The sequence below is a fragment of the Streptomyces sp. NPDC002785 genome, from assembly GCF_040295565.1.
Lineage (GTDB): Bacteria > Actinomycetota > Actinomycetes > Streptomycetales > Streptomycetaceae > Streptomyces.
Window position 1 is genome coordinate 1 of sequence record NZ_JBEOVN010000038.1, and the last position, 13,949, is coordinate 13,949.

At 69.5% G+C, this 13,949-nt stretch carries 10 protein-coding genes and 3 pseudogenes; 2 read left to right on the plus strand and 11 right to left on the minus strand.

Annotation, left to right across the window (positions count from 1 at the left end; all coding sequences use genetic code 11):
- A pseudogene (locus ABTZ94_RS12455) lies at positions 1–235 on the minus strand (DUF1348 family protein); the annotation flags it as partial.
- A 125-nt stretch (positions 236–360) separates the two neighbouring features.
- On the opposite strand from ABTZ94_RS12455, the gene lplAB reads away from it, so the two are divergent.
- Positions 361–1,416: a lipoate-protein ligase LplAB gene (gene lplAB, locus ABTZ94_RS12460; RefSeq protein ID WP_351200236.1), complete on the plus strand. Its 1,056-nt coding sequence runs from the start codon at positions 361–363 to the stop codon at positions 1,414–1,416.
- A 61-nt stretch (positions 1,417–1,477) separates the two neighbouring features.
- On the opposite strand, the gene ABTZ94_RS12465 is transcribed toward lplAB, so the two are convergent.
- The 3 genes and pseudogenes from ABTZ94_RS12465 to ABTZ94_RS12475 all read right to left on the minus strand — a co-directional run bounded on the left by ABTZ94_RS12465 (position 1,478) and on the right by ABTZ94_RS12475 (position 5,935).
- A complete protein-coding gene (locus ABTZ94_RS12465; RefSeq protein ID WP_351200287.1) occupies positions 1,478–3,991 on the minus strand; it encodes a SpoIIE family protein phosphatase in 2,514 nt (837 codons plus the stop codon).
- Between the two features lie 110 nt (positions 3,992–4,101).
- Positions 4,102–4,365: pseudogene (locus tag ABTZ94_RS12470) on the minus strand (helix-turn-helix domain-containing protein); the annotation flags it as partial.
- A gap of 85 nt (positions 4,366–4,450) precedes the next feature.
- The gene (locus tag ABTZ94_RS12475) at positions 4,451–5,935 is read right to left on the minus strand and encodes an amidase (protein ID WP_351200238.1); all 1,485 of its coding nucleotides are present in this window, start codon (positions 5,933–5,935) and stop codon (positions 4,451–4,453) included.
- Between the two features lie 369 nt (positions 5,936–6,304).
- On the opposite strand from ABTZ94_RS12475, the gene ABTZ94_RS12480 reads away from it, so the two are divergent.
- Positions 6,305–7,081, plus strand: a complete 777-nt coding sequence (locus ABTZ94_RS12480; protein WP_351200239.1) for a hypothetical protein — start codon at positions 6,305–6,307, stop codon at positions 7,079–7,081.
- Here the strand turns inward: ABTZ94_RS12480 and ABTZ94_RS12485 are convergent.
- From ABTZ94_RS12485 to ABTZ94_RS12515, 7 genes and pseudogenes are all read right to left on the minus strand, one after another.
- Positions 7,044–8,612 (minus strand): NCS1 family nucleobase:cation symporter-1, encoded by a 1,569-nt coding sequence (locus ABTZ94_RS12485; protein WP_351200241.1) that lies wholly within the window; start codon positions 8,610–8,612, stop codon positions 7,044–7,046. The two genes, ABTZ94_RS12480 and ABTZ94_RS12485, sit on opposite strands and share 38 nt — an antisense overlap.
- Positions 8,613–8,725: 113 nt before the next feature.
- A complete protein-coding gene (locus ABTZ94_RS12490; RefSeq protein WP_351200243.1) occupies positions 8,726–9,727 on the minus strand; it encodes a TIGR03842 family LLM class F420-dependent oxidoreductase in 1,002 nt (333 codons plus the stop codon).
- An 11-nt stretch (positions 9,728–9,738) separates the two neighbouring features.
- A pseudogene (locus ABTZ94_RS12495) lies at positions 9,739–10,686 on the minus strand (amidohydrolase family protein); the annotation flags it as partial.
- Positions 10,687–11,020: 334 nt separating this feature from the next.
- Positions 11,021–11,917 carry an aminoglycoside phosphotransferase family protein gene (locus tag ABTZ94_RS12500; protein WP_351200245.1) on the minus strand — a complete coding sequence of 299 codons (897 nt, stop codon included), beginning with the start codon at positions 11,915–11,917 and terminating at the stop codon, positions 11,021–11,023.
- Between the two features lie 228 nt (positions 11,918–12,145).
- On the minus strand, positions 12,146–12,310 hold the full coding sequence (locus tag ABTZ94_RS12505; protein WP_351200247.1) for a hypothetical protein: 165 nt from the start codon (positions 12,308–12,310) through the stop codon (positions 12,146–12,148).
- Positions 12,311–12,955, minus strand: coding sequence for a class I SAM-dependent methyltransferase (locus tag ABTZ94_RS12510; protein ID WP_502967231.1), 645 nt, complete (start codon positions 12,953–12,955; stop codon positions 12,311–12,313).
- A 391-nt stretch (positions 12,956–13,346) separates the two neighbouring features.
- Entirely contained in the window at positions 13,347–13,946 is a 600-nt protein-coding gene (locus ABTZ94_RS12515; protein ID WP_351200251.1) for a TetR/AcrR family transcriptional regulator, read from the minus strand.
- Positions 13,947–13,949 lie beyond the last annotated feature (3 nt).

Genomic DNA, 13,949 nt, shown 5'->3' on the forward strand with positions numbered 1-13,949 from the left:
CCCGGCCGCGTCGCCGCCGGGGACGGGAGGGGTGGGTCCGGGATCAGAACCGAGGTCGCTGAGACCGGTGTGATCGTCGGGGCGGCGCACGAGCGGCCAGTGGTACTTGCGGTCCGTTTCCTTGATCGGCAGGTCATCGACACAGGCATGCCGGCCATACGGCCATCAGTCCGTTCTCGTCGAATTCCCCGTTCTCGTTGCCGTACGAGCGGTACCGGTTGCCGGAGTCGTCGTGACTGGGGCGCGGCTGCGGAATCCGGAGGCGTGGAAGCCGGATCCGGATTAATCCCGCATGGTGGCAGCGTTGTAGCCGATCGGACCCGATTCATCGAGGAGTCGGGCGGATCTGGAGGCAGAGCTGTGCACGGTGAGTACAAGGTCCCCGGCGGCAAGCTCGTCGTGGTCGATCTGGACGTCGAGGGCGGCGCCCTGCGCAACGTACGGGTGGCCGGGGACTTCTTCCTCGAACCCGACGAGGCGATCCTCGCCATCGACGCGGCGCTGGAGGGCGCCCCGGCCAACACCGACACCGCCGGTCTCGCAGCCCGGATCGACGCGGCTCTCCCCGCCTCGACCGTGATGCTCGGCCTCACCTCCGAGGGCGTCGCCGTCGCCGTACGCCGGGCCCTTGCGCACGCCAGCGAGTGGAGCGATTACGACTGGCAGCTCATCCACGAGGCCCCGCAGTCCCCCGCGCTCCACATGGCGCTCGACGAGGTCATCACCGCCGAGGTCGCCGCGGGCCGGCGTCCGCCGACGCTCCGGGTATGGGAGTGGGCCTCGCCCGCCGTGATCATCGGCAGCTTCCAGTCCTTGCGCAACGAGGTCGACCCGGCAGGCGCCGAACGCCACGGCATCACGGTCGTCCGCCGCATATCCGGTGGTGGGGCCATGTTCGTGGAGCCCGGCAACACCATCACCTACTCGCTCTCCGTCCCGGACTCCCTCGTCTCCGGCCTCTCGTTCGCCGACAGCTACGCCTATCTCGACGACTGGGTGCTCGGTGCGCTCGGCGACATGGGCATCAAGGCCTGGTACCAGCCGCTCAACGACATCGCCACGGACGCGGGGAAGATCGCGGGCGCGGCGCAGAAGCGTGTGGTCGGCGGGGAGGGTGCCGTTCTGCACCACGTGACCATGTCGTACGACATCGACGCCGACAAGATGCTGGAGGTGCTCCGGATCGGCAAGGAGAAGCTCTCCGACAAGGGCACCAAGAGCGCGAAGAAGCGTGTCGACCCGTTGCGCCGCCAGACCGGACTGGCGCGCGAGGCCGTCATCGAGCGGATGATCGACTCGTTCCGTAACCGGCACGGCCTCACGCAAGGCAAGGTGACGGACGAGGAGATGGCTCAGGCCGAGGAGCTCGTGCGTACGAAGTTCGGCACCGAGGAGTGGACCGCTCGGGTGCCGTAGAGGCGGTGCTGCAGAGGCGGTGCCGCAAGACCGACCGGCAAACGGCTTCCCCGGAACATCCTCACGTTTCTGTCGCCGGGAGTTCCTGCTCGGTCCAGATGGTCTTGCCTTCGGGGGTGTGGCGGGTACCCCAGCGGCGGGTGAGCTGGGCTACGAGGAAGAGGCCGCGACCGCCCTCGTCCGTGGTCCTGGCGTGGCGCAGCCGAGGCGAGGTGCTGCTGGCGTCGGAGACCTCGCAGACCAGGACGGACTGGCGCAGCAGACGCAGCCGGATCGGCCCGGTGGCATGGCGCAGCGCGTTGGTGACCAGCTCGCTGACGATCAGCTCGGTCGTCATCTCCAGCTCCTCCAGGCCCCAGGTCCTCAACAGGCGGGCCGTCCGGGCCCGGAGGCCCGCGACGGCTGCCGGGTCCGGGGGCACGTCCCACGAGACGACGTGCTCGGCGCTCAGTTCGTGGGTGCGTGCGAGCAGCAGGGCGACGTCGTCGGGCTGCGGCACGGGGAGCAGCTGCTCCACGACCGTCGCGCACAGTGCGTCGAGGGGAAGTCCGCGCTGGGCCAGGGCGCCGCCGAGGCGGGACATCCCCAGTTCGACGTCCCGGTCCCTGCCTTCGATGAGACCGTTGGTGTAGAGGGCGATCAGGCTGCCTTCCGGCAGCTCGATCTCCGCTGCCTCGAAGGGCAGGCCCCCCAGGCCGAGCGGGGGTCCTGCGGGCAGTTCGGGGAAGTTGACACGCCCGTCCGGGGAGACAACCACGGGGGGCGGGTGGCCGGCGCGCGCCATCGTGCAGAGCTGGGTGACCGGGTCGTAGACGGCGTACAGGCAGGTGGCACCGAGCACGGTCGTGCCGCTCGCCCCGCCGTCGGGTTCCTCGTCGCTCAGACGGAGTACGAGGTCGTCGAAGTGGGCCAGCAGTTCGTCGGGAGGAAGGTCCATGTCGGCGAGGGTGTGCACCGCCGTGCGGAGCCGGCCCATGGTCGCTGCGGCGCTGATGCCGTGTCCGACGACGTCGCCGACGACCAGGGCGACCCGGGCGCTGGACAGCGGGATCACGTCGAACCAGTCGCCCCCGACACCGTCCTTGGCGTCCGCCGGGAGATACGAGGAGGCCACGTCCAGGGCCATCCCTCCGGGCAGCATGTGCGGGAGCAGACTGCGCTGCAGTGTGAGAGCCGCGGCGTGCTCATGGGTGTAGCGGCGGGCGTTGTCCACGCATACCGCCGCCCGTGCCACCAGTTCGCGGGCCGGCAGCACGTCGTCCGGCTCAAAAGGGGACAGATTCAACGATCGGATGAAGGTGGTCAGGCCGAGCACCGTGTCCCGGGCCCGCATGGGTACGGCGATGAGGGAGTGGAGACCGAATTCGCGGATGGCCGCTCCCTTGGCGGGTTGTTCGACCGCCCACAGATGCCTGACGGAGTCGAGGACAGGGATCAGGAGGGGTTCGCCGTCCGTGAGGAACCGGACGTCGTGGCGCGGGGGCACGGAATCCACCAGGTCCCCGACCCGGTAGACCGCCTCGGGGCAGCCCTCCCGCACCGAGCTCAACCCTGCACGGCGCATCCTCGGCCGGGACGACGCGCTACCCGCACCGGGGCGGGCGGCTCCCGTACCACAAGGCGCTGTGCCCGAAGGCCACGGGCCGGGCGCCTCGGGGCTGGCGACCGGCTCCAGCAGGTCGACGGTGACGAAGTCGGCGAACCGCGGCACCGCGAAATCGGCCAGCTCCTGAGCCGTGCGCACCACGTCCAGGGTGGAGCCGATGCTGGCTCCGGCGTCGTTGACCAGGGCCAGGCGCTGCTGGGCCTTCCACCGGTCGGTGACGTCCAGGACCATGTAGCAGATGCCGGTGACGGTGCCGTCGCCGGTCGTCAGGGGGAAGAACGACGTGGAGTAGGCCCGCTCACGGTGCGGATCGGACCAGCTCCAGCCCCGGTACTCGTAGTCGATGGCAGGGATCCCGGTGTCCAGCACACGGCGCATCAGGGTCTCTATGACGTCGACCTCCAGTCCCGGGAGCACTTCGCTCATTCGGCGGCCCACGCGCTGCTCACGCGGGACGCCGCCGATGCGTTCCAGGGCGTCGTTCATCCAGACGTAGCGCAGTTGCGGGCTCATCACCGCGATACCGATCGGCGAGCTGGTCAAGAAGGCGTCGAGCACCGACTGCCCGACCGTCCACTCCGGTCGCCGTTCACGTGCGGACGCCAGGAAACACTCCCGGCCGTCCAAGTGGAACGAGGCCGAGATCCGCAGATCCACTTCGATACAGCGACCGTCGCGCCGCCGCACGTCGGCGACACCGCTCCACCCCGCGCCCGCACGGCACCGCTCGACGATCCTCGCCACTCTTACCCGGTCCTCGGGCACCGCGAGGAGGAAACCGGCGGACCGCCCGACCACCTCGGCGGCGCGGTACCCCAGCAGGTCCTGTGCGCTGTGCGTCCAGCCGATGACCGTTCCGGTACCGGCAACCACCACGGTCGCGTCGTTCGCCGTGTCGAAGGAGAGCTGAGGGGTGCTGGGCTGCGACGGTTCGGCTCCGGGCGCCGAGTGCGAGCCTGCGGACGCCATGATGGTCACCACCCATCCACTCCGTTCCAGTCCATGATCCCGCCTACGACGCTCCGGTGCGACCGTCCGCCGCCGTGGACCGGGCGGGCGGGGCTCCCGCCTCGCCATCTTCAGGGGGCGGGGTTCCCGGGGTGCGACAAGGCCGATTCACAGGCGTGGACGACGAGCTGCGCCCGATCGCAGGCGCCCAGCTTCGTCATGGCGCGGCTGATGGGGGTCTTCGCGGTGGACGGGCTGATCACCATGTGTGCGGCGATCTCCTCGTTGGTGAGACCGCGGGCGGCAAGCGTGCCGACTTCGCGTCCCCGGCGAGTGAGGCTCTCGAAACCGGGCCCGGTGGTCCGGTCGGGTGGCCTGGCGACGAATTCACCGACGCGCCGATCGGCCCGCACCGGGCCGGCCATCCGGAGCGCTGCAGCGCCATGGAGGGAGTGCAGAGGCGGGCGGCGGCCGGGGTGGTCAGCGCCCGCTGCCGGGCCTGACCGAGGGAGACGGTTCGGGGGGCCGGTGCTCGTACCAGCGCCGGTCGGCCTCCAGCTGGGCGGCGAGGGAGATCAGCCGTTCCTCGCTGCGGGACGGTCCGAGCAACTGGGCGCCGACGGGCAGCCCGTCGGCGGTGAACCCGGCCGGTACGTTGATGCCGGGCCAGCCCAGTACGTTCCAGGGCCAGGCGTACGGGCAGGCCTCGGCCATCGTCACATCGGTGCGCCAGGCGCTCAGCCCGTCGAACCTGCCGATCGGGGGCGGTGGCAGGGCGGTCGTCGGGGTGAGCAGTACGTCGTAACCGGCGCCGTCCCGGGACGTGTGGAAGAACGCGCCGATCCTGCGGTGCTGGCGCACCTCACGCTCCCTGGCCGCGCGCACCACCCGGCCGCCCAGCCGGGTGCCGGTGCGCAGGGCGCTGCGGGTGCGCGGGTCGAGGAGGGCGGGGTCGGGGTGGCGGGCGGCGAGTTCGGCGATCCCGGCGGTGGCGCGGGGGACGAAGCCGAGGCCGATCAGCCCGTAGCGGGGCCTGGCCTCCTCGACGTCGTGGCCGAGGCGGGCGAGGACCTCGGCCAGTGCGGTGACGGCCCGTCGTACATCGGGGTGAGGCGTGGAGCCGGTGAGGGTGAGTGGGGGGCGCCAGGCGAGGGCGATGCGCAGTCTGCCCGGGTCGCGGCGGGCGGCGGCCGATGCCTCGACGGGGGGAGGGCGGTGCGGGTCGTCGGGATGGGGTCCGGCGACCGCGTCGAGCAGCAGGGCGGCGTCGGCGACGGTCCTGGCCAGGGGGCCGTTGACCGTCAGGCCCTGGAAGGCGTCGCTCTGTGGGTGGACGGAGATCCGGCCGCGCTGCGGTTTGATGCCGACGAGATGGGTCCAGGCTGCGGGGATACGGACGGACCCGGCGCCGTCCGAGCCGAGCGCGGCGGGTACGAGCCCGGCCGCGACGGCCGCCGCCGAACCGCCGGACGAGCCGCCGGGGGTGTGTCCGGTGTTCCAGGGATTGCGGGTGGCGCCGAAGGCCGGCCCCTCGGTGAACGGCCACTGGCCCAGTTCGCAGGAATTGGTCTTCCCGACGATCACGGCCCCGGCCGCCCGCAGCCTGCGTACGGCCTCGCTGTCGGCGATGGCGGCGGGCAGATCGCCGTCGCAGCCGAAGTGGGTCGGCATCCCGACGACATCGGTGTCGTCCTTGACTGCGACCGGAACCCCGAGCAGCGGCAGCCGCTCCCCCGCGGCGAGCCGGCGGTCGGCCTCGGCGGCCTCAACGAGTGCGGCCTCGGCGCGCAGGTGCCTGAAAGCGTTGAGGGTGCCCTGGCTCGATTCGATACGGCTCAGGGCGGCGGACACCTGTTCGGTCGAGGTGGTACGGCCTTCGGCCAGCTCCCGTGCGCTGTCGGCCAGCCCGCTCGGGCCGGGCGGGCCGGCCGGTTCGGTGGTTTCGACGGCTTCCGCTGAGGACATGGGCTGCCTGCCTTCCTCGTATCGGCAGGTGCGCGCGCCCGCACCTGTACGCCCGAACGAACTTACCGGAGGGTAACGAGTAGTGGGCGGTCCGCTCAACCGTTCGGCGGAGAGTCGCCGGAGACTGCCGGTGCCGATTGCTGCGTTCGCTGACGGAAGGAGCGAAAGTACCGCTGGGGGCGCGTGGAAGCGGAGTTCGAGGGAGAGTTCCAGACGCATCCGACGGTGCGGTTCGATCCACCTTCGCCCGGGACGGGTGGCCGGTCCGACGGCTGCCTCCGCCGCGCGACCGGCCCCGCCCCGGCGTACTCTCAAAAGGATCGCATCGCACACCTGAACAGGCCCGACGGGTCCTTCGAGGGAGGCGCCGTGACCGGCCGACTCATCGGCACACGCCAGGCCGCCTGGGCTGCTGTCCTCGCGGTGGGACTCACGAGCGGCAGCGTCATCGGCGGCGGTGCGGCACGGGCGGACAACGACATCGACACGCTCTCCGCCCAGCAGATCGCCGACCACTCACGGGACGCGCTGCTGGGCGTCCGTTCCCTGCACCTCAGCACGCATGGCCACTTCGGCAGCGGCAACCCGGCGCCGGCCCTGGATCTCACCCTTGACCGGGACGGCAACTGCAACGGTTCACTGGACCTCGGCAACCACCAGGGGTCGGCCCGGATCGTGAAGCGCGGCAACGACGTCTGGGTCAAGCCCGACGAGGACTTCTGGAAGAACCAGGTTCCGGGCCGTGGCTCGGCCTTCGCCGCAATCCTCAACGGGCGCTACATGAAGAGCTCGGCCGACGACCCGAGGCTTCGCGGTCTGGTGAACGGATGCGATCTGAAGACCTTCCAGAAACTGGTCAGTGACAACGCCGACAACGACCGGGGAACCCTGAACAAGGGCAGGAAGACCACGCTCGACGGGGCTTCGGTGGTACCACTGACCAGGCTCAGGGACGGCAGGACGCTGACGCTGTACGTCGCGGCCACGGGCAAGCCCTACCCGCTGAGGATCACGGCGCAGGACGGTCGGGCGAACGCGGTCATGGACTTCTCGGCTTTCGACAAGCCGGTACCCACGGCCACGCCGCCGCCGGACCAGAGCTTCGACATCAACGCGCTGCTGAGCCGTACGACGACGCCGGTGTGACCCCGGCCCGGCCGCTGAGCACCACGTACAGCACCAGCGACGAGGCCAGCCCGACCGCCCAGCCGTAGTCCGCGAGCGGCTTGAGGAACGGGATCAGGCCGTCGGCCGGGAACGGGCCCGTGCCGGGGGCCGAGTGGGAGCCGCCGATCGCCAGGATGCCGCCGACCGCGAACGCGGCGACCGCCCGCCAGTTCCAGCCGTTCGCGTACCAGTAGCGGCCGCCGGGACGGTAGAGGTCCGCTAGGTCGAGCACGGTGCGGCGGACGATCCAGTAGTCGGCGATCAGAATCCCCGCGACCGTACCGAGCAGTCCGCCGACCAGTCCGAGCCAGGTGAAGATGTACAGCTCGGGGGTCTCGGTGAGTTTCCACGGCATGATGAGGACGCCGACGACACCCGTGATCAGAGCGCCCGTACGGAAGTTGATGAGCCTGGGTGCGAGGTTCGCCAGGTCGTACGCGGGTGACACGACGTTCGCCGCGATGTTCACGGAGATCGTCGCGACGAGCACCGTGACCAGGGCATAGAGCAGCCCGAAGACGTTGTCGGTCCTGGCGACCAGCTGGACCGGATCCCAGATCGCCTCCCCGTACACGGCCTGTGAGCCGGAGGTGACCAGGACCGAGAGCAGGGCGAAGAGCGTCATCGTGGTCGGCAGGCCGAGCGACTGGCCCCAGATCTGGGCGCGTTGGCCGGCGCCGAAGCGGGTGAAGTCGGGGATGTTCAGGGAGAGCGTGGCCCAGAAGGCGATCATTCCCATCAGGGAGGGGAAGAAGACCGGCCAGAACTCCTTGCCCCAGCCGAGCTCGGAGGGCTGGTCGAGCAGCGGGCCGAAGCCGCCCGCCTTGACGGCGACCCAGACCAGCAGCACCACGGCGCCGACGATGACGAACGGGGCGGCCCAGTTCTCGAACCGCCGCAGGGTGTCCATCCCCCGGTGGATGATGGCGAGTTCGAGCGCCCAGAAGAGGATGAAGCAGAGCCAGAGCGTCCACGGCTGCCCGCCGATCTCGGACGCCTCGGCCCAGCCGCCGAAGATCTTCCCGAACAGGGTGAAGATGCCGACGCCTCCGATCCAGGTCTGGATGCCGAACCAGGCACAGGCCACCGCGGCCCGGATCACCGCGGGCAGATTGGCGCCGCGCAGACCGAAGGAGGCGCGGGCCAGAACGGGGAAGGGAATGCCGTACTTGGGTCCGGCGTGCCCAGTGAGCAGCATCGGGCCGAGCACGATCAGGTTGGCGAGCGCGATGGTGAGGACGGCCTGCTTCCAGTCCATGCCGAGGGCCACCAGGCCGGAGGCGAGCAGCCAGGACGGGATGTTGTGGGCCATGCCGACCCAGAGCGCGGCGAAGTTGTACGTCGTCCAGCGGCGCCGTTCCAGCGGAACGGGCAGCAGGTCCTCATTGACGAACCGGTTGTCGGAGGGGACGGCGCCGGGGGTGAGTTCGATGCGGCCCGACGGGTCGGCTATCCGGTCCTGTGGTGGAAGCGGTGGGACGGGTGGGGTGGGTGGGACGGTCGATGTCATGGCGGCTGGACCCTTCGCTCGGGAGCGGTGCCGTGCGGGACGGGGCACGGGGGTACGTACAACCGGGAGGGCGGTGCGTACAACCGTGTGCGTACGACCGTGGGGCGGACGGGTCAGGCGGACAGGGCGGGGATGATCTCGGAGCCGTAGGCGTCGATCGTCGCCTCGCGTGCATCGTGCATGTTGTAGACGGCGAACTGGTCGACGCCCAGGTCCCGCAGGGCCCGGAGCTTCTCGATGTGTGCCTCGGCGGGGCCCAGCAGGCAGAACCGGTCGACGATCTCGTCCGGCACGAAGGTCGTGTCGGGGTTTCCGGCGCGGCCGTGGTGGCTGTAGTCGTAGCCGGACCGGCCGGCGATGTACGCGGTCAGGGCCTCGGGGACGAGTCCGGAGTGCTCGCCGTACCGGGAGACCAGGTCCGCGACATGGTTGCCGACCATGCCGCCGAACCAGCGGCACTGCTCGCGGGCATGGTCGAGGTCGTCGCTCACATAGGCGGGGGCGGCGACGCAGATGGTCACGGAGTCCGGGTCGCGGCCCGCCTGTGCCGCCGCGTCCCGTACCGCCTTGATCATCCACTGGGTGAGGAACGGGTCGGCGAGCTGGAGGATGAAACCGTCGGCCTTCTGTCCGGCCAGGGCGAGCGCCTTCGGGCCGTACGCACCCATCCAGACGGGCAGTCTGCCGTCCTTCACCCAGGGGATCCGGACCGGCTGACCGTCGACGGTGGCTTCCCGTCCCTCGGCGAGGTCGCGGATGACGTCGATGGCCTCGCCGAGGCGGGCCAGGGTGTTGGGCTTGCGTCCGGCGACGCGCATCGCCGAGTCGCCGCGTCCGATGCCGCAGACGGTGCGGTTGCCGAACATGTCGTTGAGGGTGGCGAAGGTGGAGGCGGTGACTTCCCAGGTGCGGGTGGACGGGTTGGTGACCATGGGGCCGACGACAAGGTGTTCGGTGTGTTCGAGGATCTGGCTGTAGATGACGAACGGCTCCTGCCAGAGCACCGCCGAGTCGAAGGTCCAGCCGTAGCGGAAGCCGTTGCGCTCGGCGCGGCGCATCAGGCCGACGACGGCCGAGGCGGGCGGGTCGGTCTGGAGGACGAGTCCGAAGTCCATGACGGGTGCTCCTAGTCCAGGTATTGGCAGGTGGCGCGCGGGGTGTACATGCCGTGGCCGGCCCGGCCGGTGAACTTTCGTCCGTCGATGACGACCTCACCGCGTGAGAGGACCGTTTCGACCTGGCCGGTGATCCGCTTCCCTTCGTACGCCGAGTAGTCGACGTTCATGTGATGGGTCTCGGCGGAGATGGTCTGTTCGGCCGCGGGGTCGTAGATGACGACGTCGGCGTCGGCGCCCGGGGCGATGGTGCCCTTTTTCGGGTAGAGGCCGAACATCCGGGCCGGGGAGGCGCAGGCGGTCTCGATCCAGCGGCGGCGCGAGATGTGGCCGTCCACGACCGCCTTATGGAGGAGGTCCATCCGGTTCTCCACGCCAGGCATTCCGTTGGGGATCTTCGAGAAGTCGCCGCGGCCCATCTCCTTCTGTCCCAAGAAGCAGAAGGGGCAGTGGTCGGTGGAGACGACCTGGACTTCGTTGTTCCTGAGGCCCCGCCAGAGTGCTGCCTGGTGTTCCTTGGGGCGCAGAGGGGTGGAGCAGACGTACTTCGCGCCCTCGAAGTCGGGCTCGGCGAGGTTGTCGGTGGAGAGGAAGAGGTACTGCGGGCAGGTCTCACCGAAGACGGGAAGTCCCTTGTGGCGGGCCGCCGCGACCTCGGCGACGGCCTCGTCGGCGGAGACGTGCACGACATACAGCGGGGATCCGGCGACGCGGGCGAGCTGGATGGCGCGGTGGGTGGCCTCGGCCTCCAGCGCCACCTTGCGGACGTCGCCGTGGTAGCGCGGGTCGGTGCGTCCCTCGGCCAGCGCCTGTTCGACGAGGACGTCGATGGCGATGCCGTTCTCCGCGTGCATCATGATCAGGCCGCCGTTGTGGGAGGCCCGTTGCATGGCGCGCAGGATCTGGCCGTCGTCGCTGTAGAAGACACCGGGATAGGCCATGAACAGCTTGAAACGTGTGCGGGCGCGCCCTCGGACATCGTGACGTCTCCCCCGGCCACACCGCGCTTCGCGGGGCCGCCCAGGCGCGGGTCGAAGGTACCTGTGATGCAAAGGTCCGGCAGACCGTAAAGGGGCGGAACCGGTGTGCCGTCGTAGTCGCCCAGTGCGCATACCGCCCTCTCCCAAGCTCCGGTCTTCAGGTACTCAAGGGCACGCTGGCAGAGGCTCTGTGGGCGCTGCCCTTGAGTGACATGCTCCGGCAGATCTTTCCACATGAGGCCGTGCCGAACCTTGTACAACGACGCCTCGAACGCGAGTCGCGGGGGGACAATCCTGGACTGCTTCTTGGGTGTCAAACGCCCTTCAGAACACGATCAAGTGCCGCCCGGCCTGCAGGTCCCCAGTTCGGCTTGCCGCCGGGAAGGCCCCGATCTCCGTTCTGCCCCATGAGCATCAGGAAGAGGCTCTTCATAGCGGCCAGTCCGCGGGCGCGCCGGATCGCCGCCTCGTCTGCATGCGCGTACATGTCGAAGAACCGTGAGGCCGTGCCCTCGGGCAGCAGCACCCATGCCGCGGCGAGGTCCCACGCCGGATCGCCGGCGAACATGGCACCGAAGTCGACGATGCCCGAGAGCGTTCCGTCCGAGACAACGACGTTCGCGGGATGGAGGTCGCCATGCACCCACACCGGCGGACCCTCCCACGCGTGGGCCGCAACGGCGTCGTCCCAGACAGCCCGGACGTCGGCAGCGATGTCGTCGGGGACAACGGCCTGGAAGAAGTTCTCGAAGCCGTCCGTGCAGTTCCTGGGATGGGCACCGAAGTCCGTAGAGATCGGCGCCTCGGCGGGCGCCTCCACATGGAGCGCCCGGAGGAAGCCCGCCAGCGTGTCGGCAGAGTGGTCGCCGCGGCTGATCGAGCCGTGGTCCAGCGGCTCGCCGGGAACCCACGTCATCACGGTCCAGTGCTTGGGGAAACGCTCGGACGGTTCACCGAACCGCACCGGGAGCGGCACCGGGAGCGGCAAGCGCGGGGCCAGCACCGGTAGCCACCGCCGCTCCTTCAGCTGAAGCTCCGGAGTGGGGTCCATGCGCTGCATGCGCACGGCCAACTCGTCCCCGAGGCGCCACATTTGGTTGCCCCAGCCGCCCGCCACCTCCCGGATGGCCAGCCTTGCAAGGTCTGGATGTTGCTCCTGCAGCAGGTCGCGGACCAGGTCTGCGGTGATCTCGATCTCGGTGTCGGTCATGCGAAGTCACAGTACTGAGGCGGCAGCCGGAGCAGTTCTCGCTCACCGGAACATCTCGCTGTGGTCCCTCTGGCATCACCGGTTCGGTTTCAAAGAGCTGCAGATCAGAAGCTTTGGGACGGCACGGCCCCAAAGTTCAGAGAAGCCTGCATTCGATGCCCGGTGCTGCACATCAACCCGAAGATGCTCGATCGCCTCGAAGAGCTCGAAGCGGACCTCCTCGTCCGCCTACGACGGGCCGAAGAGGATCACTGGCTCGGCGAAGTAGAAGGCATCAACCTCACGCTCACCCTTCTCCGCGCCAAGCGCGAAGAAACCCAACGCCGAACCCGACGACCAGCCGTCGACCTCGGCATCCCCACACCCCGTAGGAAGGAGAATCGTGACAGGCACCTACCGGCGGTGAGCGATCGTGATGATCTCCCGGCTGGAGGCAGTGACCGGTTCCCGGTCCCAGTTGCCGTACTGCGCTTCGATCTCAAAGCCCGCCTCGGCAAGGAACTCACCGAGTGCTGCAACGTCGAGAAACCGCAGGCTTTCGCTGAGGATCCGCAGCACCGTGCCATCCGGCCGGGCCACCGTCCCACGGATCGTGACCACGTCGCCGACGACGGAATCGACGTCGTGCCAGTACCGCAAGGCACGGCCGGCCTCGTCGACGACCTCGACCACGTCATCCGGGTTCGAAGGAGTCCAACCTTCCCAAGCCCGCGCCTGCGGATGCCTTGTCTCGAAGACGAAACGGCCACCTCGGCGCAGAGCGCCATGGATCGCGGCGAGCGAAGCGCGCACGTCATGATCAGTGACCAGGTCCTGGAAGGCATGGCCGGTCATCGTCGCGAGATCGAAGCCGGCGCCGCCCTCCGCCTCCGCCGCAGTGCCCTCCACCCACTCGACGTCAGCCCGGCGCCGGGCCCGCTCCAGCGCGGCCCGGTCCGGGTCCAGGCCGACCAGTCGACCACGATGGCCACGCTCACGAGCAAGACGCAACATGGCACCGGTGCCACAACCGACGTCCAAGACCGACTCCGCACCCATGACGAACGGGAAGTAGAAGCCGTCGTCGGATCTCCCATCGGGATCCCACGGGTTCAGTACGTCATACAGCGCGGCAGCGTCAGCATCTGAGAACACCGCGACAGTATCTGCCACCCGTTGCCTGCCAACAACCGACTAATTCCGCAGTGCGATGCCGGATCCGCTGGCCACGCCAGCCGCACTCACCGCCCCCTCACCAGATCGCCGACTTCACCGAGCCCGCCCCGAGGGGCCGGCCCCTCGGCCTGCCTGTCGGACACGGATGGCGCGTGCGTGGCCCCGCTCAGCCGAGGACCGCGCCGTTGCCTGCCCGGTCCACCCGGCTGCGCCGGTCCACGGCCTTGTCGCGTCCCGCGGACGCAACAGCAAGGCCGTCCTGCTTCGGGGGCTTTCAGTCGCCGTACTCCGGTCGCGGGCGCAGTCCGTCGAGGACGATGCCCAGATAGCGGCGCCAGTCGGTGACGCCGGCCTGCACGACATGACAGAGACCGATGTAGAGCGGCGACACGTCCGCGACGGTCAGGTCCTTGCGCACCGAACCCTCGGCCTGGGCCCGCTTGAGCACCTTGTCGGTGAGCTCGTTGAGTTCCGCGATCGCCTTCGCGTCGAAGGTGCTGCCGCCGACCATCGCCGTGATCGTCTCCGCGTAACCGCGGTCATGCTCCTGCATGATTCCGCAGAACTCCAGGGAACGGGCAAGGCCCTTCCAGGGGTCCGGGTCGGGGAGGACCTCGTTTCTGAGGAAGTCCAGAGTCTGCTGGAAGCGGTGCTCCACGATCGCCTCCGCCAGTGACTCCTTGGTCGGGAAGTGCCGGTACACGGTCCCGACGCCCACCCCCGCCCTGCGGGCGATATCGCCCATCTGCGCGTCCCGGCCGGACTCGGAGAAGGCGGCCCGTGCGGCGTCCAGGACCTTGAGCCGGTTACGCGCGGCGTCGGACCGCAGTTTGCCGCCGGTGGGTGCGCTGGAAGAGGGAGGGGTGTTTGACAAGGG